Origin of the sequence: Alistipes sp. AF14-19 (genome assembly GCF_003461645.1) — a bacterium.
GTDB lineage: Bacteria > Bacteroidota > Bacteroidia > Bacteroidales > Rikenellaceae > Alistipes > Alistipes shahii.
Map to the genome: position 1 here is coordinate 229000 of NZ_QTXM01000002.1, position 25382 is coordinate 254381.

Genomic DNA, 25382 nt, shown 5'->3' on the forward strand with positions numbered 1-25382 from the left:
TTTAAGATTATTTTGAAAGGTATTTAATCAGTTGCTTGTGGCGGTCGTACGGTATTTTGAACAGCAGGTAGGTAATGCCTATGCCGTTGCGCGATGCGTTGTGAAGGAGTTGCCGCAGATCGGGATCTTCCCCGGCCGTGACGCCGAACACCTCCGGCATGTATTTTTCCGGCAACCGGGTGCGCATCATGTAGTCGAAATCCGCCGTGCGCTGTATGATTTCTTCGTATGATTTCATAATAAAGTCGTTAAGAATGAGAGGATCGAATCGCCGGACATGGCATGCGCGTTGTCCCAATTCCGCCATTGCTGTCCGTCTTTGTTTTGTAACGAGAGGTTGAAAAGAGGGTCTTTCCCCTGCGACCACTTGCCGGAATAAATCCGGATGCTGAAAGTGTGTACATGGCCGCTGAAATCGAAAAAGGCGGTGTATTTTTCTTTGCCGTTGATCTCCAGCAGGAGCGCGGCGATAGCAGTTATCTGTTCGTTCATGCTCTCGGGTGTTGTGGGGCGGGCGGATGCCCGCCCCGGATTGAATGTTATTTGAGATAGGCAGCCAATGCGCTGCGCACCTCTTGTTCTCGGCGTTTGGAGAAAATCCACCCGGCGCACCGGGTGCCGTCGTGCGTAAGGCAGGCGCGGAACAGCCCGTTCAGATCGCGGAGCGTGTCGCGCAGGGGTTTCGTATCGCCGAATACGGCGATCGACTTCGCGGAGTATTCCACGATCTCGACACGTGCGTCGGCCACGGTTTCGGGGGCGGCGGTCTGCACGGGTGCAGGGTTCTCGATGCATACATTGTCGGAATTTCCGGCCACGACGGCGAAACGCTTGATAATGCCCTCTTTGTCGCGGCACGATTCCTTGCTGACCTGCCAGCCCGAATAGCGGTGCGTACCAAGGTAATAGCCGTGCCCCATGCTGTACTTTTCGCGGTGTTCGTACTCGGCATTACGCTCGGCCAGGTGTGCCGTGCCCTCGAACCGTGCCGCGGCCTTGCGCATTTCGGGGAACAGATCGCGCGAGTGGGTCGAGAAGCCGAGAATCACCGTGCGCACGATACGCGAGCCGAAATAGTCCGTATAAGGGTCGCACTCGCTTTCATGCTGTTCGCCGATGATGACGGCCACGGCATCGTCGGGAACGATCTGCCGCAGACGCTCCGCGCCGATGGTGCGTAACCGTTCCGCGTCTTCCGCCGCCGCACGTCGGGCGGCTTCCTGCTCGGCTTTGAGGGCGTCGGCACGGGTACGAAGCGCCGCGACCTCGGCGGCATCCATAAATTCGGGGTGCTCGTCGTCGTAATAGTGCCCGATACCGAATTTGTCCCGCAAGGGCCGGATCAGATCCGCGGAGTGCTCCTCGGCGGTTTCGGGGTCGATCAATCGGTAATTGTAACCGGATTGTGTGTGTGCGATTCCGGCCACGACCATGCGCTGACGCATGTTGTAAGGGCCGTCGAAAATGACGATCTGATTCTCCCGCACGTTCTGTACGTCGGTGTCGTAACTCTTTCCTGCGAATAACAATGTGACTTTTCCCATAGTTGTAAGGTGTTGAATGTTAGTAAAACAGCCGCAGAAGAAACCGCACGAGGACAACCACGGGGGAAAGGACGAGACGCACGATGTCCCGACACCGCCGCAAGAGCCATAACGAGAGGCAGAAACCCAAAAAACCGCCCGCACCGAGATAGATGCCCGCGAGAAATTTGAACGCCGCAAACGCGCCGAAAAGCACAGCCGCGAAACTTGCCGCAGACCTCCAAAACCCGCAGATGCCGGTGGGAGCGGTGCCGCTCCGTTTCAAAATTTCCCGTATGTCTTTGTGCTGTTTCATAACTACGACCTTTTTTTTATGCCGTATGGGCCGCGTTTGCCTTGCTTCCGTTTCCGTGGGCTATATTTCAGAGGGGCGGAATACAAACAAGATTTCAGGACAAAAAAATCAGCCGCAACTTATATATTGCGGCTGATTTATTTGTCTGAACCCGAAGGGCCCCGATCTTGGTTGTTTTCCGACCCCCTGCCATAGCTTCGCCCACGGAAACGGAAGCAAGGCAAATGCGGTGCATAACGTGCTAAACGGGGAGTAGGTAGTCTCGGAAACAGCACAAAGACATACGAGGAATTTTCAACCCGGATATAAAAAACAGATATGTCTTTTAACATATCTGCTTATCTGTCTTTGGCCGGATTGTATCTTGCTATCGGTAGCCAATAATTTCAAAATACTGCGAGCCGTAAATCCTTTGCCGTAGGCGGCGGTTATTTCCATTTTGGAAACAACCGATTCTGTATCGGGATTTTCAGCGTTCGACCGTTCCCAATGGCATATATTTATTCTAATTGGATATCCCATTTTGTGATTTCGAATTCGAGGTCACAAATTGCGGCCTCAAACCGATTGCGAACCGTCGGATCATTCTGTCGTATCTGCCTCCGGGTGTTCGATCCCTTCGGCTGTTTTTTCGGCCAATGCCTGTTTTGCCGTGAGCGGCGATACGATTCTTTTTCCGGTCTGGGCTTCGATCTCGCGGCGGGTATTCCCGGCGATACGTCCGCCCTGTGCCGCCACGGCACGGTTCGCTGCGGCCGTCCGCGGTTTTCGCTCTTTCGAAATTTCGGTGGTCGTCGCTTCGGCAAGCATGTTGAGCACCAGCTCCAGATTGGTCATGTTGTCGCGCAGGCTTTCGGTTTTCAGTCCCTTGTACTGCTTGTACTGGCGCGTGGTCATACCCGACCAGCCCAGCGTAATAATATCGGTCAGCGTGGCGTATTCCTGTCCCTTTTTGATACCGCGGCGTTCCCATTCGTCGGTCAGTTCCTTGCGTACCTCGATGGATTTCAGCCGCTGGTTGATCCAGTTCTCGGAATAGCCTTTGCGGTGGTAGTATTCCAGCATCCGGTCGATGCCCTGTTCCGGGTCGTCGATCTCCTCCAACCGTTCGCGGGCAAGCGAAGAGAGCCACAACTTGAACGGCTCGGCTTTCGGCGAGGGAATCGACTGCACCAGTCGGAAAAGCTGCTCTACGTCAGCCACATCGGTTAGGCGCATCTTGCCATCCGGAGCGGTCATTTTCAAACCGTGACAATTTGTCACGGTTTCATTCCCTTCAGCTTTCAGCCGTTGTTTGAGTTTGCGCCAGTAGGCTGCGGCATCTTTACTTTCGGTCAAAACTGCGATAACATCGACAATCGAAACGTACCACTTGCCCGCTTCGTCGTCCCAGACGGTGCGTACCTTACGCTCTTCAAAAAGTTGTATCGCTTGCTTTTGGGTCATGGCTCTTTTTACTTTGATTGCTTAAAACCGATGGGCCGGGGCTGTTTGCGGGCCTTTGGAACTTTGACCGACAGGGCTGCGATGGCCTCGTAGATGTTGTCAAGCTCCTTGCGCATGTCTTCCGAAAGGTCGTTCACCGCCTCGGCATTGTCCTCGTCCGCCCGCTCCAGCAGAGCCAGCTTCGCCCGGATTTCAGCCAATTCCGAAGTAACGGTTGTAGCTGTCGTAATATAATTGCGCATGGCGACAAATGCTTTCATAATAGAGATACTTACTTGTATTGCCATTCCACTGCGCAATACCGCAGAAAGCATCGCAACTCCCTGTTCGGTAAAAGCATAAGGTAGGGATGTCTTCGGCCGCTTCACTCTGGATGTCGTCACAAATTGTGATGACATATTTTTCCATTCAATTTCGGAAATGCGGAACATGAACTCTTCCGGAAATCGTTCGATGTTACGTTTTACGGCCTGATTCAATGCACTGGTCGTAACTTGGTAGAGCGCCGCAAGGTCGAAGTCGAGCATCACGCGCTGGCCGCGGATTTCGTAGATTTTACTTTGTATGGTTGTGAGTTCTTCCATCAATAAGTTTGGGCAAGTTCTTTCCTTCAACACAAATATAGTCGCTTTTTTGCAAAAAGAAAGACGAAACCGCTCCGTTTCGTCTTTTCTATTCTTTTTTCGCAGGATAATTTATCGGTGCGAAGAATTCAGCGATTGTGATGTTATATAATTTACAGAGTTTCAGTATAGATTGTGTGTTTGGAATGGAGGTTCCTGATTCATACCGAGAAATATCTAAATGTGTAAACTCAATAACTTCTTCTTGAGAATACCCATGATCCGAACGTAATTGTTGCATACGTTCTATCAAGAGCCGTTGAAAAGTAGTATCTCTATATTTGGGAACCTTTGTTCGCATTTTTTGCAAAGGAAAGGTGATGTCTAAAATTTTATACACGTGATTTCACGTGTATTCGAAAAATTTGATTATATTTGCATACGTGGATTTCTAAATACAGAAATTATGCTACATTTGCGATTGAATAGTTCGGCGTAGCCGACGGACATAATCATAAAGGGTAAACAACTCTTTATACCTACTTGTAAACTTGGAGACCTCTTCGGAGGATGTTTAATCAGATGGTATAATGGTTGTCAGCTCCGGTTATGTCCTGTTTGTTGTTTGCAAGCAGGGCTTGACTGGGGCGCAGGACAGCTTCCATCTGAAGGTAACTCCAAGACCGACAAGTAGGGGCTGACACCGCGCCCCCTTTTTATTTTCTGCGGGCGCATCATCCACTAACCCGAAACCGTCATGCGCCGCCATTTGCCGAATACATTACCTCATACGGATTGCACCCGCCGAGCGACCGCCGGCAGACGGAATCGGTATGTGCGGGCGGCACATATTATATACGGAACGGCCGCCGGCAATATAATTCCCGCAACAACTGTGGCTCCTAAATATGGCAACGGTAGCCCGGTTCCTGTTTCCGGGATAAATTTTTCTTACCGGATCGACCATAAAAAAATAACGGATGCGGCTGCTATTCGGTTGAATTCTTCAAAAAACAGTGTGAAGTTGCGTCACTATCACGTCGAATATCACCGCATCCGTTTTATTATACGCCTCCTCGCTCCGTTATCGACTGCTACGAGGAGGGGCAATATTATAAAATTCAGTCGGAATAGTAGTTGTTTTCAGCAAAATACATCAATGCAATATGATTTTTGTATTTTTGCAGAGTCGACACTACGGACAATGCCGGTACCTGATACGGATTTACATCACCGTTTTTTCCGAACAAGAACGTCGCCTAACGTCACCGGCATTGTCCTTTTTTATTTTCGATATGTAGAGTTCTGGTGGAAATCGTTGTATTACGCCGAACTTTATCAGCAAATTATAGTATCAGGGCAGAGGACTATTTCCAATCATCAATACCCTTTAATCATTCGGAATCAGGACGAAAGGAATATTATGAAAACATGAATATTTCTGCTCTTTTTATCGAAAACATTCCGATTTCTTGTAGGAAAAAGGGACGGCCCCCGATCAGTTCACGGTGTTTCACGAAATTCAACCGCGATCGCAATCACAATCACGATTCGGCCGTCCCTTTCTTTTTTCTACGGTTTGCTGAGCAGGTTCGGGAATAGCAGCATCACCACTGGCAGGTAGTCGCCCAAGTCTTCGCGTAGCAGATGCAGGCATCGCTGGATTTCGCGTGTGACCTTGCGTACCGATATGCCGTAGCGCTCGGCAATCTGCTGATAGGTTTGATCCTCGAAACGATTGGCAATGAAAATCTGCGCCGACAGTTCGGGCATTTCGGCCAGACGCCGCCGGAATATTTCTTCGACATCCTTATGAAAAAGCACCTTCGAGAGATCGCAATCCTCAAGTAGTCCGAGGCTTGTGCGGATGTTGCGCATGCCACGCAGATACATCTGATGCTGTATTTGAAGATGGGTTTGACGCTCGCGCAATGCGTCAATACACTTGTGGCGCACAATACCGAGAATATAAGCCGGAAATTCATTTTGTGACAACTGAATTTCCTGTCTTTTTTCCCAAAGAAGCAGGAAGCTATCCGTAACAAGATCCTCGGCTAACGTCTTGTCACGCAACAGGGCATAGGCGATCACGATGAACCGTGATTTATATTCGGAGTACAGTCGATCGAACTCATGCGTATCTAATATCGCCTGCGTCATTGAGTATAGCGGATTCGTAGTTTTTTGGGAATTCAAAGATAAGTTATATTCTGAAAAAATAAAATAGATTTGATATTTTTATACAAATTAATGTATTTCAATAATTTACATTAATCAATATTTTATATAATTTCATAAAAATATTTATTTGCAAAAAAAGGGGTAAACATACCCACGCTCATTCGATATATTATTAAAGACCAAAAAAAATAACAACCGATCCGGGGAGATCGAACAAGAATTTTGACAACTATGGACGAGAAATTATTATTCAAATATTTTCGGGGCGAAACTACGTCGGAAGAAGAAGATGCGATATTGGCATGGGTCGAGGAGACCCCAGCCAACCGTAAGGAGTTCAAGACCGCTTTCATGATTTTCTCCGGTCTGGCGGTGTATGCCGCCAAGCCGAACGCTATGCCGACAGCCGCGCCGCAGCGCCGCCGAATCTGGAGGCAAGTCGTCCGTTATAGTCTGCGTTCGGCAGCTGCCGTCATACTGATGATCGGAGCCGCGTATACGGGTAAAACGCTTTATCGGAATGCGTTGTCGCAGCAGAATATGTCGATTGTCGTTCCTGCCGGACAGCAGATGTCTCTCACGCTTCCGGACAATTCACAGGTACAGCTCAATTCGGGTACTCGACTGGAATATCCGGTCGTCTTCGGCAAGACCCGCAGCGTGAAACTCTCCGGTGAGGCGTTGTTCGATGTTGCACCGGACAGGAAGCATCCGTTCATTGTCCAGACCTTCGCGTCGGATATCCGGGTACTCGGAACGAAATTCAACGTGCTGGCCGATGCCGAGCGTGGTGAATTTACCACCACGCTGATCGAGGGACAAGTACAGGTGACAAACCGCGCCAATTCTAATGAGCGAATCACCATGTATCCGCACGATGTTGTCTCACTCTCTAACGGGCGCCTGTATAAAGAACGTGCCGAAGATTTTGCAGAACTCTGCTGGACGGAAGGGTTAGTTCATCTGAAGAGGATGCCATTCGACGAGTTGATGGCCAAGTTCGAGCGGGCGTTCAATGTCGAAATACGCATCGAATGCGAGCGGATGCCGCAGATTAACGTGATGAGCGGAGAAGTCCGCATTTCGGACGGTGTAGATTATGCGCTCCAGATTTTACAGCAGGTATCTACCGGCTTTAGTTATACTCGTGATGAAAAAACGAACGTGATTGTAATTAAATAATAATGTGATTGTAATTGAATTTCGTGCAAGCACTCATGTTTCACTAAAAACTCTAAAATAACTATGAAGAAATGACCGCGTGACTTAATACACTAAAGCGTTGACTATAATAAAGAAAGGTCTGCGAAATCGCCTATTCGCAGACCAGCGATAATAGTCAGCAAAATACTAATCGAGAAAACTATTATCTAAATTTACAAAAGTATGAAAAAAACAGTATTCCACAAAATCAGAAGACTGTTTCGATTTACTTTACTTGTTTGTCTGAGCCTCGGCATATTATCAGCCAAGGCACAGACGGCCCGAGTGACGCTTAAAGTACAGAATGCGTCGCTTGGACAGGTTATGGACGAGATCAAGAACCAGACCAGATATCTTTTCATCAATCAGGATGTCAAGGATCTCAATAACCACAAAGTAAGTCTGAATGTTTCGGATAAAGCTATTGCCGAGGTGTTAGATCAGATTTTTACCCCTTTCAATATCGGTTATCGCATCGAAAAAACAAGCATTATTATTTTCAACCGACCGAAATCCACATCCAACTCAGTTCTGATTGGAGGTAAGGTCAGCGATGTCGGCGGCGCACCGATTATCGGCGCCACGGTGCTGGTCAAAGGTACGACGAATGGTGTTTCAACCGATGCCGACGGTCGTTTTACGCTAACGATCGCTTCACCTGCCACTGCACAGCTCGAAATAAGCTACTTGGGCTACGAACCTCAAACTTTAGCTGTCGGCAACCGCACCTCTTTTGAGATTACACTGGCGGAATCGGCTTCGGAAATCGAATCGGTAGTCGTTACTGCCTTAGGTATCAAACGTGAAGAGAAGGCGCTGAGTTATAATGTACAACAAGTTGAAGCTGAAGACATCACGACTGTCAAGGACGCCAACTTCATGAACTCGCTGACAGGTAAAGTCGCTGGCGTTACGATCAATGCTTCGTCGTCAGGTGTCGGCGGTGCATCGAAAGTCGTGCTGCGCGGTAATAAATCCATTTCGCAGTCGTCGAATGCCCTCTATGTGATCGACGGTATTCCGATGTATAACTTCGGCGGTGGTGGCGGTACGGAATTCGATTCGAAGGGTGCTACCGAAGCCATCGCGGACATCAATCCCGAGGATATCGAATCCATCTCGGTGCTGACAGGTGCAGCAGCCGCGGCTCTTTACGGCTCGAATGCTGCCAACGGTGCTGTGATGATCACCACGAAAAAGGGACAGGCTGGAGCTTTGAAAGTGACGCTTTCGAGTAATACAGAGTTTCTGAACCCGTTCGTTCAGCCGGAGTTCCAGAACCGCTATGGCACGGGACTAAACGGTCTTCAGTCCGGGTCGGCCATTTACAGCTGGGGCGAGAAATTGGCACCTGCGGCGCGTCTGGGATATACGCCGGATGATTTTTTCGAGACAGGACACGTCTACACCAACGCCGTGACGGTATCGGGCGGTACGGACAAGAACCAGACTTACTTTTCGGCAGCCTCGGTCAATTCGGACGGTATCATTCCCAATAATGAATACGACCGTTACAACTTCACATTTCGCAATACGTCCTATTTCCTGAAAGACAAGCTGCGTCTGGATGCTTCGGCCAGCTATATTTACCAGCAGGATCAGAACATGACCAATCAGGGTGTCTACTCCAACCCGCTGGTTCCTGCTTATCTTTTTCCCCGCGGGACGAACTTCGACTCCTATCGTATTTTCGAGCGTTACAATCCCGCCTCTAAACTTATGGAACAGTTTTGGTCGGACGACCTTGAGGGCGGTGACCTGCGTATGCAAAATCCTTATTGGATTGCCCACCGCAACCTACGCAATACCGATAAGAAGCGTTACATGCTGTCGTTCTCGGCCTCCTATGACATTCTTCCGTGGTTGAACGTTGCTGGCCGTGTGCGCATCGACAATGCGAACTCGCTCTATACGCAGAAACTTTATGCTTCGTCGAATACGACGATTACCGACGGCGGTAAGAACGGTCACTATACCGAACAGCGCGAATACGATACGCAGACTTATGCTGACATTATGGTGAACATCAACAAGACCTTCGGAGACGATTGGTCGCTGCAAGCCAACGTCGGCGCTTCGATCAACAACGTCAAAATCGACCAATTGTCGTACCGCGGCCCGATTCAGGAAAATGGATTGCCGAACGTGTTCAATGTTTTCGACCTCGACGATTCGAAGAAGCGCGCCGAAAAATACGGCTGGCAGGAACAGACGCAGTCGATATTCGCCTCGGTGGAAGTGGGTTGGAAACAGATGCTCTACCTGACCCTCACGGGCCGTAACGACTGGGCTTCGCAATTGGCCAACTCCCCGCAATCGTCGTTCTTTTACCCGTCGGTGGGTCTTTCGTGGGTGCCGACCTCACTTTGGGATATGGGCAATGCGCTGACATATCTGAAGATTCGCGGTTCGATCGCTTCGGTAGGTATGCCTTTTCCGCGTCACCTGACCGTTCCGACCTACGAGTACGACGCAACGAATAAAGTTTGGACAGCCAAGACACACTATCCGATCGGCGATCTTTATCCCGAACGCACCCGCACTTATGAGTTGGGCCTCGACGCGCGTCTGTGGAAGCACTTCAGTTTGTCGGCTTCGTGGTATTGGGCCGATACCTACAACCAGACGTTCGACCCGCAGATTTCTGTATCATCGGGTTATTCGACGATCTATCTCCAGACGGGCCACGTCCGCAATACGGGTGTCGAAGCGTCGCTCGGCTATCAGAACCAATGGCGCGATTTCGGTTGGTCTACGAACTTTACCTTCTCGTGGAACAAGAACGAGATCGTGGAACTGGTTCACAACTATGTGCATCCCGAGACCGGCGAACTCATCACCAAAGAACGACTGGAGATCAAGGGGCTGGGTAAGGCCAAATATATCCTTAAACCGGGCGGAACACTGGGTGACCTCTATACCAATTCCGATTTGGTCTATAACGACGACGGGTATATCGAAGTGGACAAGAACGGCAACGTAGCCGTCAAGGACGACTATATGGATGACATTTATCTCGGTTCGGTATTTCCTAAATACAATCTCGCATGGCGTAATGATTTCAACTATAAGGGTATCAATCTCGGCGTACTGTTCACGGCCCGCATCGGCGGTATCTGTTATTCGGCTACGCAAGCCAATATGGATTTGTACGGCGTGTCGGAGGCCTCGGCCGCAGCCCGCGATGCCGGTGGCGTGATGATTAACGGCCGTGACATGATCGACGCACAGAAATGGTATCAAGTAATCGGTTCGCAGTCGGGATTACCGCAGTATTACACTTATTCCGCCACGAATGTCCGCTTACAGGAGCTCTCGCTGGGTTACACGCTCCCTTCGAAATGGTTCCGCGACAAGATGCGTATGACCGTTTCGTTCGTAGGCCGTAACCTGTGGATGATCTACTGCAAGGCCCCGTTCGACCCCGAAGCCGTAGCTTCGACAGGCATGAACTATCAGGGTATCGACTACTTTATGATGCCTTCGATGCGTAATCTGGGCTTCAATGTAAAATTCCAATTCTAAAGAACAGCAAAACCATGAAAAAGACAAACAACAAAATGCAGCTACTGCTGCTTTCGGTGGTGCTGCTCGGTACGACTGCCTGTACGGGCGATTTCGCGGACATCAATCGTAATCCGAATGAAGTGACCGACGAACAGTTGCAGGCTAACAACTATAAGATCGGTACGAACCTCAAGACCCTTCAGGGCCTGGTCGTTCCGACGGAAGAGCACCGGTTTCAATTCGTCGAGAGCATCGTCGGATGCCCTTACGCTGGCTACAACGGTAAGACCGTCGATACCTGGCAGGCGACATTCGAAAACTACAATCCCTCGGCTGACTGGCGGAAAGTTCCGTTCGTGGATATGATCTCCGATACCTATCCGGCCTATCGTGCGATTATCAACGGTACGGAGGACGTAGTGGCGCAGGCATTGGCCAAATTGTTCCGCATTGCCATCATGCAGCGCGTCACGGATAGCTACGGCCCGATTCCCTATACGCAGGTCATGGCCAGTAAGACCGAATCGCTGGAGGTAGCCTACGATACACAGGAAGAGGTCTACACGGCGATGTTTACAGAATTAGACGACGTGATCGCTTCGCTTCAGGACAACCTTTCACTACCCTCGGATGCCTTCGGCCGTTACGACGGTGTTTATTCGGGTAATATCTCGCAGTGGCTCAAATTCGCCAATTCGCTCAAGTTACGTATGGCCATGCGTCTAACGGAGGTTAAGCCCGATCTGGCGAAGTCGAAAGCTGCCGAAGCCATTGCCGCCGGGGTCATCACGACCAACGCAGACAATGCCATGATGCACACCTCGGACAACCGAACGACGCTCATTTACAACGACTGGGGCGACCATCGTATTGGTGCCGACATCATCAATTACATGAACGGCTACAACGATCCGCGCCGCGAGAAGATGTTTACGACTGTAACCCTTGTGGAGAACGGACAAGAAATACAGGGATATGCGGGTATTCGCATTGGTATCAACGTGACGAGTAAGGCGCAGGCCGTGTCGTCCTACTCGAACATGCGCGTTACGGGTACGGATCCCTATCTGTGGATGAACGCCGCTGAAGCGACGTTCCTACGTGCCGAATATGAACTGCGCTGGGGCTCGGCCGAAACTGCCGGAACACTCTATGAGCAGGCTGTCACGCTCTCGTTCGAGGAGCGTGGTGCCGATAACGTGAAGGGCTATCTTTCCGATGCGACAAGTACTCCGGCAGCCTACAAAGATCCGTTGAACAAGCACTCCATGGCTTCTCCGCAGAGCACGATCACCGTGGCATGGAACGCCGCGGCGGATTTCGAAACCAACCTCGAACGGATCATTACCCAGAAATGGATTGCCATTTTCCCGCTGGGAACCGAGGCGTGGACAGAACACCGCCGTACGGGTTATCCCCGTCTGCTGCCAGCCGTGGTGGATAACAGCGGTGGCGCCGTGAACGTGGCGCTGGGCGCACGCCGTCTGCCTTATCCGGTCGAAGAGTACACCGAGAACCCGACGAACCTGCAAGCCGCCGTTTCCGCACTGAACGGTGAGTCGGTAAACGGAGCGGGCGATACGCAGGGAACCCGAGTATGGTGGGATCGCAAAAACTTAAATTAGTATGGATATGAAACGAAATAAATTGATCGGGCTTCTCTCCTTATGCCTGCTGGCCGCGACGTTCGCTTCGTGTGAAGACTGGAACGAAACGGAAGCCGTCAAACAAAAAGTCGAACGCCCGGAGGATCAAAATCCGGAATTGTGGGCGGAATATACGGCGGCGTTGCGCGACTACAAGCAGTCGGAACATTTTATCGTCTACGCCCGTCTGTTTAACTCTCCCCAACCGGGTACCAGTGAAAAGGATTTCATGCGTTGCCTGCCCGACTCGCTCGATATCGTGTCGCTGACCAATGCCGACAACTTCTCGAAGTACGATGCGGAAGATATGCCGGCTATGCGTGAGAAAGGTACGAAAGTGCTCTATCAGGTCGATTATGCAGGCCGCAGCGGGGAACTGACCGATGAAACAAAACTCGGCGCTTACCTCGATAAAGTTATCGCCGCGGTCGAGAAGAATGGACTGGACGGTTACTCGTTTACGGGTATCCCCAATGCGGGCGACGCAGCGACCGCAACGGCGGCTGCACTTATCGTCGAACGACTTTCCGCGGCAAAGACCGAAGGACAACTGCTCGTTTTCGAAGGTAATCCGCTTTTCTTGACGGAGGACGCTTTGTCGAAGGTCGATTATGTCGTGCTCGACACCGAGGCTACGGAGAATGTGACCGACCTGAAGATGCAGGTACTCAACGCTACGGGGTATGCCGGCGTTCCGGCTACGAAGTTGCTGCTGGCCGCTGCCGCAGGCGCTCCTCTCTATGACGAGAATGTCGAGGAACATGCCGCTATCACGGAAATGGCCGAGCGGGTTGTATCGCTCGGGCCGCTGGCCGGACTGGGAACCTACGACATTTATAATGACTATTATGATCTGGACATGAACTATAAACTTGTTCGCAATGCCATCCAGACGTTGAACCCCTCAAAATAGTGAGCAATGAGAAGAATTAATAAATACTTATGGCTGATCGCTTCGGCCGCTTTCTGCTCCTGTCAGTCCTATAATGCCGACGACCACAAGTTCGGTAATGTGGTCTACCTCGACGTGGCGGAAACGACTGACGTGCAGACGGCAACGATCAAAAACACGCTCGATGAACTCGATCGGACATTCTCCGCAACGCTGGCTTATCCGTCCGGTGGCGACGTCACGGTCTCCATTGCAGTCGATCCATCGCTCGTCGATACCTACAACGCCCGTCACAACACCTCGTGGCCGATGCTCGATGCGAAATACTATTCGCTTTCCGACGAGCGGGTAACCATCCCGGCCGGCAAGACCGCTTCGGATGCCGTGACGCTCCATCTGCAGGAGTTGCTGGGCGAGGGCGAAGACCAGACAGGTGCGCTGACCCTCGATGCTACCTATCTGCTGCCCGTGACGATCACGAATGCGTCCGTTCCGACGCTGGACAGTTCTTCGACCGTCTGGTATGTTATCAAACGATCGTCGAACATCACTACGGCAGCGCAGCTTACCGACAACTGGATCAATTTCCCGACACTCGACAAGGATACGGAGCAGGCGATGGCCCTCAACAACTTGACGGCCGTGACCTACGAGGCGTTGATCTATATCGACAAGTTCGCCACCTCGGCTCTGAACTCGGCCGGTGTCGCCAACCCCGTCAGCATCTCCACCATCATGGGTGTCGAGGACTACCTACTTCTGCGTATCGGCGACACGAATTTCGAGCGCCAGCAGCTGCAGTTCGACGGTTCGGGCAGCGGTTCGGCCTTCGGTAAGTTCCCGGGGCGTGATGCCGGCAAGATCCTGAACGAAGGCGTATGGTACCATATCGCATGCACTTATGACCAGGCGACGCGCACGGTACGGATTTTCGTCAATGGCGAGTTGCAGAGCGAGGGCAAGGATATGGGGCTTGCGTCGATGAGCGACGACACGCGCATCAATCTGGCCATGCGTGCTTTCTACGATCGTTACCTCAATAATCCGACGCCGGAGAACGAAGAAAAATACGGCGGTTGGGCCGATGCCCGCCAGTTCTTCATCAGCTATTCCTACGACGCCTACCGCCCGCTGAACGGCAAAATCGCCGAGGCCCGTGTCTGGTCGGTAGCCCGCACGCAAGAGCAGATCTGGGAGAACATGTACGAAATCGCCGATCCCGAAAGCGACCCGACGCTCGTCGGTTATTGGAAGTTCAACGAGGGAGCCGGCAATACGATCAAGGACTATTCGCGCTACCATAACGACGGAGAGGCCGAGTACGATCTGGTATGGCCCGACGGTGTGGAGATTCCGAAAATTAACGAAACGGAGGAGTAAACTATGAAAACAAGGATAAATAATGTAAAGAAGGGAGTAGTGACGCTTCTTTTCGCGGCGGTCATCGCGGGCCTTACGGCCTGCGAGACCGATCCCGTGAAATCGCAGCGCGGAGAACTTCCCGACAAAGATTTGTTGGAGAATACCTATGTCAAAATCCGCAGCATCAAATCCCCGACTGAATTTGCCGTTGTCAATCTGTCGGAGGGAACAACAGTAACAGAAGATCGAATTTACTGCCGGCTGACCCGCCCGGCAGAGAGAGCGATGACTATCACGGCTGCCGTGGACGAATCGCTGGTCGAAGCCTGTAACGAGGAGTACGGTACGGATTTACTCCCGTTCCCGGCAGGGAATGTTACCATTGCCGGTAACGGTACGATTGCCGTAGCGGCGGGAGAGCGTATCTCCGACAAAATTCAGGTATCGTTCAAGTCGGACGGACTGGCTGCCGGAACGTACTTATTACCGATTGCGATCTCATCGAATGATGCGGCTCTTACGGACGGAGGCAAGGCGGTCTATTACGGCGTGAAAGTCCGCGGGATTGATATAGGCAACTACGAACTGGATACGGAATACCTGAACGTATTCTATCTGAACACGACCGAATACCAGCCGCTGTTGGCCGACATTTGGATATTGCAGAAAACCGAAGCCATGCCGCCGTTCAATACGCTCTGGGAGCGGACTTACGGCAATATCGTCAATCTGCGCATCGTGCAGATAGGTTACGAGGCCGATACGGAGCGTGCCTTGTTGGTGCTTAACTCTGACATACGCTATGTGCTGGAACATGCGGACAAGTATATCCGTCCGTTGCAGGACAAGGGGCGCAAGGTCTGTCTTTCGCTGGAGGGAAATGGCTCGGGACTCGGATTCTGCAACCTGACCGACAGCCAGATCGCCGACTTCACGGCGCAGGTGAAAGCCTGTCTGGAGTTGTATGATCTGGATGGCGTGAATTTCTTCGACCGCAATGCCGGTTACGGTCAGGTGGAAGGAATGCCGGAGATGAACACGACTTCCTATCCCAAGCTGATAAAGGCCATGCGCGAAGCCATGCCCGACAAACTGCTGACGCTGGCCGATTACGAAGAGCCGACCGAATATTTCGGGGACACCGAGGCGACGGGCGGCATCGAGGTCGGACAGTACCTCGATTATGCATGGTCGGGATATATGTCGGAGAGCGAGGATATCCAGTTGCTCGACCCGTGGGAAGTAATCGACCTCACACCGGGCGATGCGGCCGATTTGGGCATGATGCTCCCGACGACGAACCATCCGCGCCGGCCGATCGCCGGGGTACCGTCTGAGAATTTCGGATACTTCGCTGTGCCGTGGTATCCGGCGGCAAGCGATTTCCTGATGACGGCACAAGGTTTTATGAATGTGGCCATCTGGGATATGATGGGCTATGCGCCGAACAATACGATCGTATGGGCCGACCTTATCTCCAATCAACAAAATGCATATGAATCGTCTTGGAACGCGGTTCCGAGTATGTTATGGGCCGTATTCGGCGATGAAGCTATGGATGGAACGTATATGTATAATGTCTTCGTAAATTACGGGTGGGGAGCTTTGAACTACGGAGATCTGGCGAAAGACTGGTAAAAACGATAAAATACGGATTTGCATCGTGCAATCACAAATTACAATCACCATTTTAAAATTATTAACTATGAAAAAGACTTTATTTATTACGACTCTGCTCCTTTCCGCGGGTGCAATGTTTACATCCTGCAACAAAGACGTGGAAAATCCCGACATGCAGGCACAACCGGAAGAAACGGCTCAGGTAACGCGGGCCTACGGCGACAAAACACCGCTGATCGAGGTGTATTACGAGATCAACGACACCAATCCGCTCAACGCGTTGTCGTACGAGATGAACGGCAAGAAATTCATCGATCTCGTACAGCTTTTCGCTTCGAATATCCAGAAAGACGCGAATGGTGATCCCTGCATTTTCTTCAACGACAAGCTGGCTCCGGTGATGGCTGCGAAGGCGACCTATATCGAGCCGTTGCAGAATGCCGGAATCAAGGTGATTCTGAACGTTCTGGGCGACCACAAAGGGATCGGCATCTCGAACCTGACGGATGACCAGATCGAGAAGTTCGCCGCTATTCTCACCTACATCGTGAAGGAATACGGCCTGGACGGAATCGGATTCGACGATGAATATGCCGACTATTCGACTCCCATTGATCCCACTTCGGCCAGCAAACTCGTTCTCAAACTGCGTGAGAAATTCAATGCTGAATTCCCCGGCGAACGCAAAATCATCCAGATGTTCCAGTGGAATTATGTGTCTAACATTTCCGCAGCGGCAGGCGCGGAGATCGATTTGGCCGATCACGGATCGTTTGGCCCGAATGTTTTCCAGACTTCCAGCGCATTCGCCGGCGTAACGAACGATCGCTGGTGCCCGCAGGCTATCCAGATGGGACAATCGTACAATGCAATTTTCCTGAATCAGATCAAGACCCGCTCCTCGCAGGCTGCCAGCGGCAACTACGGCGGTATTATGATGTTTAACGTCCGTAAGGCATCGAATGTCAATCCGCTGCCTGTATTCCAGAAGATCGCAGAAGGTGCATTTGGCGCAACTGTAACTTATACCGGTACGGAGTATTCTCAGGATTGGACATTCAACCCTGCGGGATACACGATTACTTATGCAGATATTCAGTAGCACTCACTCGATGTAAATCCGTATAGGATAGACATTAGGCGACGTCATCTGGCCCGTGCATCGACCGAAAGGCGGTGTACGGGTTTTTCTTTAAGTTAAATGGAAAATAAATGGATTTTGCAAAGGATGTAACGATAGCGCGATTTAAACACTCGATTACTAAAGAGTAAATTCAAAGTTATTCATACTGCTTTTATCATTTTTCGGTCTATTATTTCGTCATTAGTAACGGTCATATGCATTGATGACATAGGTAAGTGACAATCTCTATTATGTCTGTATCTAAAAAATATTTTAATCGCATATGATTAAGAATATTGCAATGTGACCCTATAGATACGGAATCCTGTCTTATGAAAACGCTTATTCATACCCGTATATACGCGTTGCTAACTCAAAATGAATCGAATCCGTCGGAATTAGCCCATGCATACGAAGAGTTTATCGAGACGATGACCGAGATGGTTGCTAATTTCGATAACCGGGATGATATTTTGAGAATACTGTATTACAGCCGGGTTGAATTCGACGTATTGTCCCATCCATCGTTTAATCGATATTCGAACAATGTTTTAAGGACGACGTTCATCTATAAAATCATGTATATTCTGGATTGCGAAATCAATATCGTCAGCAATAGTACGAAATATAGCTCGAACCAAGACTATTCGTTTCCTTTATCCTATCAGGACGGCGAGTTGCTGTGGACAGGGACGCAGCAAGAGTTGCTGGAGCTTGCCGTTGCCCTTCATAAAAACGGGATTATCATGTACGGCAACCGCAAGGCGCGTTTCATCGAGATCGTCCGTGCCTTGTCTTCTACATTCCATATCACGATCAACGATGTCTATGTCAAGAAAACCAGGATGCTTGACCGCAGCACGGCGGTCACACCTTTTCTGGATAAATTGAAAAAAGCCTATGAGCAAGTCGTCGAAAGACACCTGCGATAGAGAGAGCGGAGACCTGTCAAGGACGAGAAAATCAGAAAGTTTTTCTCCGTTTGCAAAGTTTCAACAGTTTATTTTTCAGTTGATTATATTTTCATACTTTACAAAAAACTTTTTGATTTTTCCCGAGAGGCATCCGGAAAAGTGTACTTTTCAGTGATTTTGTATTATACATTTGCAGCAGAAAGCGACGCATAGTGCATCGCTGCATTCAAAATCCAAATAACATGAAAAACATCCTTTTAGCCGTTGCAGTCTTCGCTGCCGCATTCGTTTCCTGCAACAAGGAGACCGAAGTCGTACCTTCCCCCAATTCTTTCACCGATGGGGCACGTATCGCACTTACGCTTACCGATGATGCTGCCGACACCCGCTCCTTCTTCGATTCGACAGCCTCGGCCGAGGCATGAGAGTCTTCGTTGTCGTCACTGTCGATTTTCGTCTTCGATAATGCCGACAACTTCGTTATTCGCCGGGATTTAACATCCAGCGAGCTGGCCGCGAAATCGGCGACATTCTCCCTACCTAAATCTCTTGCCAGCACCCCCTGTTCATTCTACGCCATAGCGAACTACGACGCCTCGTCGGCCAAGACCCGGGCGGCCCTTACGGCCCTTGTGGAGAAGTCGGCCGCCGACTATAACGGCACCTTTGCCGAGATGTCCACCGCAGCCAAGCGTTCGGGCGGCTTCGTGATGTCGGGCATGAAATCGCAGACCGTCGGGGCCGTGAACTCCACGACCAATGTCGGCATCACACTCAAACGCACTGTCGCTAAAGTAGTCCTCCAGACGACCATCGACCCGTCGTTCGCCGACAAATATGCAGGAACGCTTACCATCAACTCGGTAAAACTCTCCAAAGCCGCCTCGCAGTCGCTCGTCGTGGCCGGAACGCCGACACCCGGGGCCATGACCTTCAGCCACACGCAGACTCCCGCCACGGCTTCGGGAAAATGCAATGCGCTGTTCTACTGTTTCGAGAATGGAGCTTTGCCCGCGGGCAGCCGCGTTCTGCTGGAAATTAACGCCACATACGATTCGGACGGCAGCACCTCGACTACGGACGACCGCTCGGAGGTGACCTATTCGGTCGAGTTGACGGGTAAGGCCGCGGGCGAGATTCTCCGAAACGGCTACTACCGTGTCGCGGCCAATATCACGGGTCTCGTAGGTCAGGAGTGCGCCGTATCGGTCACCGTCGCCGATTGGGAGACGCCCGTGACGCAGAACGTCGAGCTGGGGGCATAGCCCTCTTGTTTTGGCAGCTCCCGTCCCTCGCGGGCGGGAGCTGTTTTCAATCCCTTTTTCAGATTTTTCCGACTATGAAAAAATATCTGTTGATACTCGCTGCCATCCTGTTGCTGTGGGGCTGCATCGCCGAGGACAGGACAGAATGTACAAATCCCCGCGGTGTCTTCGTCAGCCTGACGGTACGGCCCGAAAGGATGTCCTCCGTAACTCGCTCTGCGGATGAAACGGCCATCCGCGACCTGAACCTCTACCTTTACGACGATAACAGCAATGTTGTCCTGCACCGTTACCAGACCTCTGCGACGCTGCGTTTCGAATGCCTACCGGGCGACTACCGGATCTGCATTGCCGCCAATCTGGGCCGCGATCTGGGCGACAATCTGCTGTGGAAGGATTTTACCGTTACACACGCCGACAAGTACGATGTATTGCCTATGGCCTATGAGGGCGATATAACGATAATTCCCTCGGCAGACGGGATGCTGACGCTGCCTGCCGTCGAAGTACAACGCTGCGTGTCGAAAATCTCCTATCACATTACCGTTACTCCGGCCGTTGCCGACATCGAACTGCGCTCCGTGCAACTGTTCTCGGTACCGCGTTTTGTATCCGTGTTCGATATGGCGGCCGCACCGTCGGATGATCCCGACGACTATACGGATTGTCCGGAGGTGGAACTTTCCGGACAGCAGGCTGCGGGCGACTGCTATCTGTTACCCAATATGCAGGGCATGGTGGCGGCCATTACCGACCAACGGCAGAAGAACCCGGAAAATGCCCCTGCGAATGCCTCGTATCTGCTGATCCGCGCCGTGCGCGGGTCGAAAATATTAGCTTATTATATTTACCTCGGAGGAAACAACACCTCGGATTTCAATGTCCGGGCCAACACGCATTACAGGCTCAATATCTCGATCTTGGGCGACAGCGAGGTCGATACCCGCATTAGCAGCTATGCCGTCAATGTGCATGACACCTACGAAGAAAACTCGGTCGGCGGATATTGCACCTACAATCCGTTTCAGATGCTTGCCGTGGAGATCGACGGGAGTCCCGCACCCCTGACGCTTCGGGGACGTATCGGTGTCGCGCAAGGCAACGCCGGAGCGTTCTGTCTGAACGGCTCTCCCGTAGGGGAAGGCCGCGACCTTATGCTTCCGGAACAGCCCGGCCCCAATATCTTCGGCGTGAACTACGCTCCGGGAATCTATACGACAGTCAATTCGCAGGTGGTCTATACCGTCACGGTCGAGGATGATGCGGGATTTGCACAGTCGTTCGACATCGGACACCGCTTCGCCAACCGTCTCGACGTATATATTCACCCCGCGACGGCTGAAAACGGAAACGGTACGGTAACCGTCGCCGGAGCGTTGTATGACGCTGAACCGTCTTTCCTGACGCACGACCGGGTCGTCTTGTGCCATGAAAAGGGATGCACGCTGACAGCCGTACCCGAAGCCGGATACCGCTTCGAGGGATGGTATTCGGCAGCCGACTACAAGACACGGCTTTCGACCTCGGCTTCGTATGCCTACATTCCGACCTCGCCCGAAGCCGCGATCTTCCCGAAATTCACGGTCAATACCCGGCCGCTCGACGACGGGGGCACGGCCAACTGCTATATCGCGCCGGAATTGAATACCTCCTATTCGTTCGACGCTACGACGATGGGCAACGGCCGTGCGACGACGAACATCCGCCCGGAGCCCCTGCGGGGTGCGGAAGCACGGGTGCTTTGGGAAACGGGCACGATCCGAGGCGCGATCGTTGAAAGCGCGAAACTGACCGGCGACGGACGTATCGTCTTCCGAACCGGCATGACCTATGGCAATGCCGTAATCGGACTTCTCGACAGCCGCGGGGTATGCATATGGTCGTGGCACATCTGGTCGGTGGATTACGATATCGAGGCCACGGCCCAGACCTATGCTTCGGGAGCCGTCTTTATGGATCGCAACCTCGGGGCCCTGGCTACGGACTGCACGCAGGCCGCTGCCAAAGGACTCTATTACCAGTGGGGCCGCAAAGATCCGTTCCCGTATCCGGCGCTGGCCACGGACGCCTACACGCAGGCTCCGACCGTCTATGCTCCGGGATTCGAGTATGCTGAAAGCAATCCCCGAACCTCCGGAACTGAATCGCCTTACGACGTGATGACCCTCGAATGGGCCACAGCGCATCCAACGACCTATATGGACGGTGTATTTTACGAGGATTGGGAAGAGTGGACGTCGGTCGCCGACTGGCTCTACGACCACCACCCGAACCTCTGGGGCAACGTCACGACCGGGAAGAACAATATCAGCCGCACCAGCCATAAATCCATTTACGATCCCTGCCCTCCGGGATGGAAAGTGCCCGGTGCCGAGGATTTTGCGGAAATAGAGCGGATAGGCGTATCGACACCTTATTACATTACAATCCGCTGTAACAGCACGCAGACAGCGAAGATACCTTTGGGCGGAACATTCTACGAAGGACGTTACGACCGCAACGGGTCGCTCGGAAGGCTCTACACGAACGCTCCGTATTATCTTCATTGGGGAGACTCGACCGGCGTGTTCCATGACGTAGCCTGCACCTCGATCCTATTCGATACGAGCAACTACCCGCCGTTCGTCAACACAACGGATTTTTACCGCTATGCTGCCAATCCGGTGCGCTGCATCCGGGAATAAAACCGAAATAATAGCTAACGATAATGAACAAACAACGAGTCATACTGTTCGTGCTGCTGTCGGCGGCCTTGTGGGGGCTGCCCCGCAGGGCTGCGGCGCAGATCTTCGCCGTAAGGGCCAATGCTCTTGCGGTGTGCAGCGCGACGCTGAACGTCGGGGCCGAAGCGGCCCTGACGGACAACTGGTCGCTGGAGCTGTCCGGCTACTGGAATCCGGTGCAAACCGCATCCCTCTCGATGAACTTCCACGCCGTACAGCTCGGCGGCCGCTACTGGTTCTACGAATCCTTCGTCGGACACTTTCTCGGACAACACCTTACCTATGTCGGTTACGACCTCGGAAGCCGGACAAAACGCTATAAGGGTCATGCCTATGGCCTCGGTGTCAGCTACGGATATGCGTGGATGCTCTCGAAACGATGGAATATCGCCCTCGAAGCCGGCATAGGGCTGTTCCATACCGAAGACACACGCCACGACCCGACCGTCTCTGACTGGGAGGATGAATACATCTACCGTTACCGACGCTGGACGCTGGCGCCGACAAAACTGGAAGTCTCATTCTCTTATATCTTTTAGCCATGAAGATATGCAATAAGATATTGCAGATAGGTCTGCTGTCGGCAGCGCTCGGAAGCCTGTTCGGCTGCTCGGTAGCCGGACGGCTTCAGCGGCAGCAGATGACTGCCTCGCTCTCGCAGCTTACCCGCGCCGAGCGGCAAGAGCGGCAGCAGGACTACCGCCCGCAGGTCGTAAAACTCCAGCGTGACAGCAATACATTCTTTCTTGCACCCGTGGATACGCTTGCCGACGGTGAGCGTGTCATGGCCCTTCAGATCGAGCAGGTGACGGTCGTGGCGAAGATGCGGTCTATTCCCGAACGCAACGGGCGCGTCGTGCTGGATTTCATCGTGACGCTGCCCAAGCAGTTGTTGGGCAAGAGCCGCAGCGTCGTAATCACACCGATACTTCACAAACCCGACGAATCCGTGGCGCTCGAAGATCTGATGATCCGCGGCGGACGGTTCTCGCTGCTGCAAGAGCGCGACTACTGGCAGTACGAAACCTATGTCGAACGCTTCCGCCCCGATACCGTGGGGCGTGAGGCGGCCTTCAACCGCTTCGTGAAGTTTCCCTATCCCGAAGACGTCCGGCTCGACTCGCTGGTCGAAGGCAGGAGCACCGTCACGTATTACTATTCCCAAGCAGTGAAAACCCACGAGACCTCGAAGAAGATGCTCGTAACGCTTCAGGGGCAGGTGTTGGCCGTGGACGACAGCGCCTACCGTCTGCCGCCGTCCGATACGCTGAGCTACGTCGTATCCTCGATGCTATCCTTTGTAGATACCGTACCGAGGTATCGCATCAAGGTCATCGACAAGTTCGTGACCGTCGAAGATCGCAACTACATTCAGTTCTTCGTGGGCGATACCCGTGTGGTCGATACGCTGGGCGATAATCGGCGGCAGCTGGACAAGATCACCGGCCTGATGCGGCAGATCGTCGAACAGCAGGAATTTTGGGTCGATACCATCACGCTGACGGCGGCATCGTCTCCGGAGGGAGCCTATGCCTTCAACGACCGGCTCTCGCAAGGAAGGGCCGCGGCGCTCAAACGCTATCTTGTCCGCCGATACGGCAGAAGCATCGACACGATGCTGACCGTGCGGTGGGTGGCCGAGGACTGGCAGGAGTTGACAAACCGCATCCGAACAGACCGGGAGGTCGTAAGCCGTGACGCTATTCTGGAGCTGATCGTCGCAGAAAAGAATCCCGACCGGCGGGAGCAGGCCATCCGGCAGCGGTTTCCGAAAGAGTATGCCTATATCCGTTCGGTGATCTACCCGCAGCTGCGGGCCGTGAATTTTCGCTACAGCCTGCGCCGCAAAGGAATGGTCAAGGATACGATCCATACCACGGAGCTGGATACGGCCTATGCCCGCGGCGTGCAACTGTTGCAGAAACGCAAATACGCCAAAGCCTTGTACATTCTCAACGACTACAACGACCGCAATACGGTCGTGGCGCATCTGTCGCTGGATCATAACGAGCGGGCGATGGAGCTGTTGGCAACGATGCCCAAGGATGCCGTGACGGAGTATCTGCGGGCCATCGCCTGCTCGCGGCTGGGACGCAAGGCGGAAGGCCGGGAGCATTTCCTCGAAGCATGCCGCTTGGACGGGCGTATGGAGTATCGGGGCAATCTCGATCCGGAGATTGCTGAACTCTTAAAACAATAGTCATGCGGATCGGACTGGTGGATGTGGACGGGCACAACTTCCCGAACCTTGCGCTGATGAAACTTTCGGCATGGCACAAGCGCCGGGGCGATACGGTGGAGTTCGCCGATCCCGCGGCGAGGCGTTATGACAAGGTCTATATGTCGAAGGTCTTTACCTTTTCGCGCGATTGTACGGATCGCTACGACTGCGAGGTCGTGCGTGCCGGGACGGGTTACAGGGACTATGCGACGATTCTTCCCGAAGAGATCGAACATATATGCCCGGATTACTCGCTTTATGGGGTCAAGGAAGCCTATGGGTTTCTGACGCGCGGATGCGTGAACCGCTGTTCGTGGTGCGTCGTGCCCCATAAGGAAGGTGAAGTCCGGGCACACGCTGACAACGAAGAGTTTCTCGACGGGCATAAGCATGCTGTACTGCTCGACAACAATGTCTTGGCTTCGGAGTGGGGACTTATGCAGATCGAGAAGATCGTCCGCATGGATATCCGGGTAGATTTCAACCAAGGACTCGATGCCCGGCGTATCGCCCGCACACCGGAGATCGCTGCGCTGCTCGCACGGGTCAAATGGATACGTTTTCTGCGCATGGCCTACGACAGCCGTGCCATGCAGGACGACGTTCATAAAGCCATAGAACTCCTCCGTAAGCACGGCGTTCCGGCCCGGAGACTATTTTTCTATGTGCTGATAAGGGATGACACCGAAGATGCGCTCGGACGTATCCGGGAGCTGAAAGCGTTGGGGTGTCAGCCTTTCGCGCAGCCGTACCGGGATTTCGAACACGAGGGGAAACCCTCGTGGGAGCAATGGCGGCTGGCCTACTGGTGCAATCGCAAACCGCTGTTCCACTCCGTGGATTATGAGGAATACCGAAAAAAACGAACTTAACAATC

Annotated in this window: 21 protein-coding genes; 14 read left to right on the plus strand and 7 right to left on the minus strand. The window is 52.4% G+C overall.

Annotation, left to right across the window (positions count from 1 at the left end; all coding sequences use genetic code 11):
• Nucleotides 1–7 precede the first annotated feature (7 nt).
• From DWW03_RS03190 to DWW03_RS03225, 7 genes are all read right to left on the minus strand, one after another.
• Nucleotides 8–238, minus strand: coding sequence for a hypothetical protein (locus tag DWW03_RS03190; protein WP_117506988.1), 231 nt, complete (start codon nt 236–238; stop codon nt 8–10).
• Entirely contained in the window at nt 235–492 is a 258-nt protein-coding gene (locus DWW03_RS03195) for a hypothetical protein (RefSeq protein ID WP_118406299.1), read from the minus strand. Before DWW03_RS03195 ends, DWW03_RS03190 begins: the two co-directional genes overlap by 4 nt.
• 47 nt (nt 493–539) lie before the next feature.
• A complete protein-coding gene (locus DWW03_RS03200) occupies nt 540–1544 on the minus strand; it encodes a fusion protein (protein ID WP_118406300.1) in 1005 nt (334 codons plus the stop codon).
• A gap of 877 nt (nt 1545–2421) precedes the next feature.
• Entirely contained in the window at nt 2422–3285 is an 864-nt protein-coding gene (locus DWW03_RS03210) for a Bro-N domain-containing protein (RefSeq protein WP_118406301.1), read from the minus strand.
• 8 nt (nt 3286–3293) lie between these two features.
• Nucleotides 3294–3869 carry an ORF6N domain-containing protein gene (locus tag DWW03_RS03215; RefSeq protein ID WP_018696897.1) on the minus strand — a complete coding sequence of 192 codons (576 nt, stop codon included), beginning with the start codon at nt 3867–3869 and terminating at the stop codon, nt 3294–3296.
• Nucleotides 3870–3957: 88 nt separating this feature from the next.
• Nucleotides 3958–4209 carry a helix-turn-helix domain-containing protein gene (locus DWW03_RS03220; RefSeq protein WP_082426659.1) on the minus strand — a complete coding sequence of 84 codons (252 nt, stop codon included), beginning with the start codon at nt 4207–4209 and terminating at the stop codon, nt 3958–3960.
• A gap of 1211 nt (nt 4210–5420) precedes the next feature.
• Nucleotides 5421–6008 (minus strand): RNA polymerase sigma-70 factor, encoded by a 588-nt coding sequence (locus DWW03_RS03225; RefSeq protein ID WP_118406302.1) that lies wholly within the window; start codon nt 6006–6008, stop codon nt 5421–5423.
• 252 nt (nt 6009–6260) lie between these two features.
• Between DWW03_RS03225 and DWW03_RS03230 the strand changes: the two genes are divergently transcribed.
• The 14 genes from DWW03_RS03230 (at nt 6261) to DWW03_RS03295 (ending at nt 25377) form a co-directional block, all read left to right on the plus strand.
• On the plus strand, nt 6261–7211 hold the full coding sequence (locus tag DWW03_RS03230; protein ID WP_026318576.1) for a FecR family protein: 951 nt from the start codon (nt 6261–6263) through the stop codon (nt 7209–7211).
• 345 nt (nt 7212–7556) lie between these two features.
• On the plus strand, nt 7557–10757 hold the full coding sequence (locus DWW03_RS03235; RefSeq protein WP_018696900.1) for a TonB-dependent receptor: 3201 nt from the start codon (nt 7557–7559) through the stop codon (nt 10755–10757).
• Between the two features lie 14 nt (nt 10758–10771).
• The gene (locus DWW03_RS03240) at nt 10772–12364 is read left to right on the plus strand and encodes a SusD/RagB family nutrient-binding outer membrane lipoprotein (RefSeq protein WP_018696901.1); all 1593 of its coding nucleotides are present in this window, start codon (nt 10772–10774) and stop codon (nt 12362–12364) included.
• Nucleotides 12365–12371: 7 nt separating this feature from the next.
• Nucleotides 12372–13298, plus strand: a complete 927-nt coding sequence (locus DWW03_RS03245) for a glycoside hydrolase family 18 (RefSeq protein WP_033395341.1) — start codon at nt 12372–12374, stop codon at nt 13296–13298.
• A 6-nt stretch (nt 13299–13304) separates the two neighbouring features.
• The gene (locus tag DWW03_RS03250; RefSeq protein ID WP_118406304.1) at nt 13305–14657 is read left to right on the plus strand and encodes a BT_3987 domain-containing protein; all 1353 of its coding nucleotides are present in this window, start codon (nt 13305–13307) and stop codon (nt 14655–14657) included.
• Nucleotides 14658–14660: 3 nt separating this feature from the next.
• Nucleotides 14661–16277: a BT_3987 domain-containing protein gene (locus tag DWW03_RS03255; protein ID WP_118406305.1), complete on the plus strand. Its 1617-nt coding sequence runs from the start codon at nt 14661–14663 to the stop codon at nt 16275–16277.
• 67 nt (nt 16278–16344) lie between these two features.
• The gene (locus DWW03_RS03260; protein WP_033395329.1) at nt 16345–17361 is read left to right on the plus strand and encodes a glycosyl hydrolase family 18 protein; all 1017 of its coding nucleotides are present in this window, start codon (nt 16345–16347) and stop codon (nt 17359–17361) included.
• Nucleotides 17362–17714: 353 nt separating this feature from the next.
• Nucleotides 17715–18314 carry an RteC domain-containing protein gene (locus tag DWW03_RS03265; protein ID WP_015547825.1) on the plus strand — a complete coding sequence of 200 codons (600 nt, stop codon included), beginning with the start codon at nt 17715–17717 and terminating at the stop codon, nt 18312–18314.
• Nucleotides 18315–18538: 224 nt separating this feature from the next.
• The gene (locus DWW03_RS03270) at nt 18539–18721 is read left to right on the plus strand and encodes a hypothetical protein (protein ID WP_015547824.1); all 183 of its coding nucleotides are present in this window, start codon (nt 18539–18541) and stop codon (nt 18719–18721) included.
• A 9-nt stretch (nt 18722–18730) separates the two neighbouring features.
• Nucleotides 18731–19561, plus strand: coding sequence for a DUF4906 domain-containing protein (locus tag DWW03_RS03275; protein ID WP_118406306.1), 831 nt, complete (start codon nt 18731–18733; stop codon nt 19559–19561).
• A 74-nt stretch (nt 19562–19635) separates the two neighbouring features.
• Nucleotides 19636–22245: an InlB B-repeat-containing protein gene (locus DWW03_RS03280; RefSeq protein ID WP_026318579.1), complete on the plus strand. Its 2610-nt coding sequence runs from the start codon at nt 19636–19638 to the stop codon at nt 22243–22245.
• Nucleotides 22246–22268: 23 nt separating this feature from the next.
• Nucleotides 22269–22823, plus strand: coding sequence for a DUF3575 domain-containing protein (locus DWW03_RS03285; RefSeq protein ID WP_018696909.1), 555 nt, complete (start codon nt 22269–22271; stop codon nt 22821–22823).
• Nucleotides 22824–22825: 2 nt separating this feature from the next.
• Nucleotides 22826–24484 (plus strand): hypothetical protein, encoded by a 1659-nt coding sequence (locus DWW03_RS03290; RefSeq protein ID WP_118406307.1) that lies wholly within the window; start codon nt 22826–22828, stop codon nt 24482–24484.
• 2 nt (nt 24485–24486) lie between these two features.
• Nucleotides 24487–25377 (plus strand): radical SAM protein, encoded by an 891-nt coding sequence (locus DWW03_RS03295; RefSeq protein ID WP_118406308.1) that lies wholly within the window; start codon nt 24487–24489, stop codon nt 25375–25377.
• Nucleotides 25378–25382 lie beyond the last annotated feature (5 nt).